At 68.0% G+C, this 4,885-nt stretch carries 4 protein-coding genes; 3 read left to right on the top strand and 1 reads right to left on the bottom strand.

The window, feature by feature from the left end; genetic code table 11:
* Nucleotides 1–1,558 (bottom strand): tetratricopeptide repeat protein (locus VF542_RS05815; protein ID WP_408650757.1); only part of this gene is annotated, 1,558 nt, incomplete at its 3' end.
* A 152-nt stretch (nt 1,559–1,710) separates the two neighbouring features.
* On the opposite strand from VF542_RS05815, the gene lepA reads away from it, so the two are divergent.
* The 3 genes from lepA to VF542_RS05830 all read left to right on the top strand — a co-directional run.
* Nucleotides 1,711–3,564 (top strand): translation elongation factor 4, encoded by a 1,854-nt coding sequence (lepA, locus tag VF542_RS05820; RefSeq protein ID WP_408650758.1) that lies wholly within the window; start codon nt 1,711–1,713, stop codon nt 3,562–3,564.
* Between the two features lie 8 nt (nt 3,565–3,572).
* Nucleotides 3,573–4,103 carry a 2'-5' RNA ligase family protein gene (locus VF542_RS05825; RefSeq protein WP_408650759.1) on the top strand — a complete coding sequence of 177 codons (531 nt, stop codon included), beginning with the start codon at nt 3,573–3,575 and terminating at the stop codon, nt 4,101–4,103.
* A 135-nt stretch (nt 4,104–4,238) separates the two neighbouring features.
* A partial coding sequence (locus tag VF542_RS05830; protein WP_408650760.1) for a pyridoxal phosphate-dependent decarboxylase family protein occupies nt 4,239–4,885 on the top strand: 647 nt, incomplete at its 3' end.

A 4,885-nucleotide genomic window follows, 5' to 3' on the forward strand; every position in this document is an offset into this window, starting at 1 on the left:
CTGCTCCGTCGGGATCGCCTTGCTCGTGCCGCAGCACCCCGAGGTTGACCACCGCTTTCAGCGCCGTGTCGGGGTGGCCGGTGTCGATGGCCAGCTGATAGGCCGCGGCTGCTCCGTCGGGATCGCCTTGCTCCTTGCGCAGCATCCCGAGGTTAACCGCCGCTTGCGGCGCCGTGTCGGGGTGGCCGGTGTCGATGGCCAGCTGATAGGCCGCGGCTGCTCCGTCGGGATCGCCCTGCTCCTTGCGCAGCACCCCGAGGTTGAACGCCGCCTCCGGGATAGCGGAGGCGGCCGCCTGCCAGAGTTCCGTCGCCAAGGTGAATCGGCCGTCCAGGTAAGCCCGGTGACCAAGGAGGTGTGCCTGCCTTGCATTCTGTTGAGCAGTCTCAGCGGCAATCGCCCAGGTCTTATTCGGTATGGGCCGGTTCTCATGTGTGAGGTAATCCAGCAGGTAGTCGAATACCCGCCAGGCGCCATCGCCGGCTGGCTCCAGCAGCCGAATCCGACCGCCGAACTCGGCGCTCGCCCATTCAATAGCGCCAGTGAGATCCTCGCCGGGCGCGACTCGAAGCTTGTCCGGCAGGTAGGCCGGCGCCAAGGCAGACATCGTCGCGGTCGGAATCGACTCGAAACCTAGCCGGCGCCAATCGGCCGCTGCTCGGAGCATCGCCACTGCCAGGGGATGCGCAGCCTGACCGTTACGGAATTTGTCCAGCGCGAGATAACCGCCGCCCACATATTCAGCTAAGCCATAGCGTCTGATCGCCGCAGATGTCGGCTCGTCATCAACCGAGGCGGCGATCCGATCCTGCTCACTCTGATCATCGAGAAGGTCTATATGACGAAACCGTTGCAGCACCTCCCACTGGGGAGGCTTCACTTCACCGACAGGCTGAAATTTCTCGTATTCCGATGAGCGGATGGTCGCCACCACTCGGCAGCCCGCACTCGCTAGTTGCGTTAGCCAGGACAACCGCAGTTGGTGCTCTGAGGTAAGGAAGGCCTCAAGATCATCGAGCCAGACCACGGCCTGCTGCGGTACACCACTCGCCATCAACCGGGCAAGCCCGTCCGGACGCTCAGGTATCCAGACCTGCCAGTCGCTGTAGAGATGCCGGACCACCTCGTACGCCATCCGGGTTTTACCCGACATGGAGTGCCCCACGATCAGCACCGGCCGGCCCTCGACCATGCGATCGAGCAGCTCCTGCTGGACGTCCCGCGGGATGTACCTGAGTTCAACCGCTGCGGGCTGGACGCGGAACTCGTCCCATCCGGTTTCGCCGACCGTACGGAACCGTCCTTCAGCGCCTAGGTCTGGTTGGCTCGCCGTGCTCAAGATGGTGGACTGCTCATCCTGCGCGGCTGCCCGGCCCTTTCGCCACTCCAACCACACTCCGCCGCCAGCGGCACAGACCGCGAGACCGACTATTAACCAGCTGGGGCCGTCCCACTTGTCCACCAGGACGCTCAGCACCGCTAGCAGAATCGCAAGAGTCAGCAATCCGAGTGACTGGACCCGCGAGCGCCGCCACTTGACGTCCGGATCGCCCTGCATGGGCAACGGTAACTCAAGCCCGGCGCAGGCGGCAGGATGCCGCTCCACCCGGCAAGCAAGCGCCCAGCAGGCGACGGTGCTGGCCGGCGCCGAGGCCATGGGAGAATGTGAGGAACGAACCCCCGAGCAACGAATCGCACAGAAAGCAGCCCGTGCCCGCGATCCCCAGCCCACCCGGCGCCACCCCGCCCGCGCGCATCCGCAACTTCTCGATCATCGCCCACATCGACCACGGCAAGTCGACGCTGGCTGATCAGATGCTGCGGCTGACCGGCGTGCTCGATCCCCGGCAGGCCAAGGCCCAGTACCTGGACCGGATGGACATCGAGCGCGAGCGCGGCATCACCATCAAGGCCCAGAACGTCCGGATGCCCTGGCGCTCGAACACAGATGGCACCGATTACACGCTGCACATGATCGACACCCCCGGCCACGTCGACTTCACCTACGAGGTGAGCCGCAGCCTGGCCGCCTGCGAGGGCGCGGTGCTGCTGGTCGATGCCGCCCAGGGCATCGAGGCCCAGACGCTGGCCAACCTGTACCTGGCGCTGGAGAACGATCTGCAGATCATCCCGGTGCTGAACAAGATCGACCTGCCGGCTGCCCAGCCCGACCTGTACGCCGCCGAGATCGCCCACATCATCGGCTGCGACCCCGACGACGTGCTGCGGGTCTCGGCCAAGACCGGCCAGGGCGTCGAGGAGCTGCTCGACGTGATCTGCCGGGACGTCCCGGCACCGGTCGGCGACGCCGGCGCCCAGGCCCGGGCAATGATCTTCGACTCGGTCTATGACATCTACCGGGGCGTGATCACCTACGTCCGGGTGATCGACGGCCACATCAGCCCGCGGCAGCGGATCAAGATGATGTCCACCGGCGCCACCCACGAGCTGCTCGAGGTCGGCGTCATCTCACCCGAGCCGGTGGTGTCGAAGGGCCTGGGCGTCGGCGAGGTCGGCTACCTGATCACCGGGGTCAAGGACGTCCGGCAGTCCAAGGTCGGCGACACCGTGACCGATGCCGCCAAGCCCGCCCGCGAGGCGCTGGGCGGCTACCGGGACCCGAAACCGATGGTGTACTCGGGCCTGTTCCCGATCGACGGCTCGGACTTTCCGCTGCTGCGCGACGCCCTGGACCGGCTGCGGCTCAACGACGCCGCGCTGGTCTACGAGCCGGAGTCCTCCGGGGCGCTCGGCTTCGGCTTCCGGTGCGGCTTCCTCGGCCTGCTGCACCTGGAGATCACCCGGGACCGCCTCGAACGGGAGTTCAGCCTGGAGCTGATCTCCACCGCGCCCAACGTGGTGAACCGGGTGATCCTGGAGGACGGCCGCGAGTACGTGGTCACCAACCCCTCCGACTGGCCGTCCGGGCAGAAGATCGCCGAGGTGTACGAGCCGATCGTCAAGTCCATGATCATCGCCCCGAGCGAGTACATCGGCGCCATCATGGAGCTCTGCCAGACCCGGCGCGGCACCCTGCTGGGCATGGACTACCTGTCCGAGACCCGGGTGGAGCTGCGCTACACGCTGCCCCTCGGCGAAATCATCTTCGACTTCTTCGACGCATTGAAGTCGCGCACCCGCGGCTACGCCAGCCTGGACTACGAGGAGGCCGGCGAGCAGAGCGCGGACCTGGTGAAGGTCGACATCCTGCTGCAGGGCGAGCCGGTGGACGCGTTCTCGGCGATCGTGCACAAGGACAAGGCCTACGCCTACGGCGTGCTGATGACGACCAAGCTGCGCGAGCTGATCCCGCGCCAGCAGTTCGAGGTGCCGATCCAGGCCGCCGTCGGCTCCCGGGTGATCGCCCGTGAGAGCATCCGGGCGATCCGCAAGGACGTGCTGGCCAAGTGCTACGGCGGTGACATCACCCGCAAGCGCAAGCTGTTGGAGAAGCAGAAGGAAGGCAAGAAGCGGATGAAGATGGTGGGCCGGGTCGAGGTGCCCCAGGAGGCGTTCATCGCGGCGCTGTCCACCACCGAATCCCCGGACTCGGGCCGGAAGTAGTCGCCGACGTGACCGACTACAGCGGCCTGATCGTGCCGCTGCCGGACCTGGAACCCGTGGTCGGCCAGTGGCGGGCCCGCTACGACAGCGAGTTCGCCGACACACCGGCGCACGTCACGGTGCTGTTCCCCTGGATCCCGCCGGAGGACCTCACCGAGGCCGACCTGGACGCGGTCGGGCAGCTGGCCAAGAGCTGGGAGCCGTTCGAGGTGTCCTTCGCGCGCTTCGGGACGTTCGGGACGTTCGAGGATGCCGACGTGCACTACCTGGCGCCGGAGCCGGCCGATCCGTTCCTGGCGCTGACCCAGGACCTCTGCACCGTGTGGCCGGAATACCCACCGTACGAAGGGGTCTTCGCCGAGGTGGTGCCGCACCTGACCGTGGCCACCAGCGCCGACGCCACCCAGGCCGCGGAGTTCCGCGCCGCCGTCACCGCCCTGCTGCCGGTACGCACCATCGCCCGGGAGCTGACCGCGGTGGAGGTGCTCGACGGCCGCTGCCGGGTCCGCCGGTCGTTCCGGCTCGGCGGCCGGAAGTAGCCCGGATTCGCTTCACGCAGAATCAACCTTCAGCCTGTCGGCGGGTTGCCGTAGCGTCCCGGTGTCTAGTCGGCTTGAGCGATTCGGCTTCAGCCGTCTGTCAGGTGCAGTGCCGGAAGGGATGCGTGAGCCGTCATGACGGCACGAGAAGAGGCTTACACGGCCGCGCTGCAGGCCGCGGCGGGCCACGCCCGCAGCTGGCTGACCTCGATGCCGGACCGGCCCATCCCGCCGCGCCGTTCCGCCGACGAGCTGGCCAAGGCCTTCGGCGAGATCCCGGACGGCCCCACCGATCCGGCGGCGACGGTCGACCTGCTGGCCGAGGTGGTCGAGGACGGCCTGATGGCGATGGGCTCCGGACGGTTCTTCGGCTGGGTGATCGGCGGCACGCTGCCCGCCGCGATGGCAGCCGACTGGCTGGTCAGCGCCTGGGACCAGAACGCGGGCATGCGTACCCCGACCCCCGGCGTGGTGGCTACCGAGGAGGCAGCCGGTCGCTGGCTGCTCGACCTGCTCGGCCTGCCGGCCGGCGCCGCCGTCGGGTTCGTCACCGGCGCGACGATGGCCAACTTCAGCTGCCTGGCGGCCGCCCGTGAGCAGGTGCTGGCCGGCGTCGGCTGGGATGTCAACCAGCGTGGCCTGAACGGGGCGCCGCCGGTCACGGTGCTCGTCGGCGCCGAGCGGCACGACACGGTCGACGTGGCGCTGCGCTACCTGGGACTGGGCGCGCCGACCGTGGTTCCGGCCGACGACCAGGGCCGGATCCGCGCCGACGCGCTGGC

The organism is Jatrophihabitans sp. (assembly GCF_036389215.1).
Lineage (GTDB): Bacteria > Actinomycetota > Actinomycetes > Mycobacteriales > Jatrophihabitantaceae > Jatrophihabitans_A.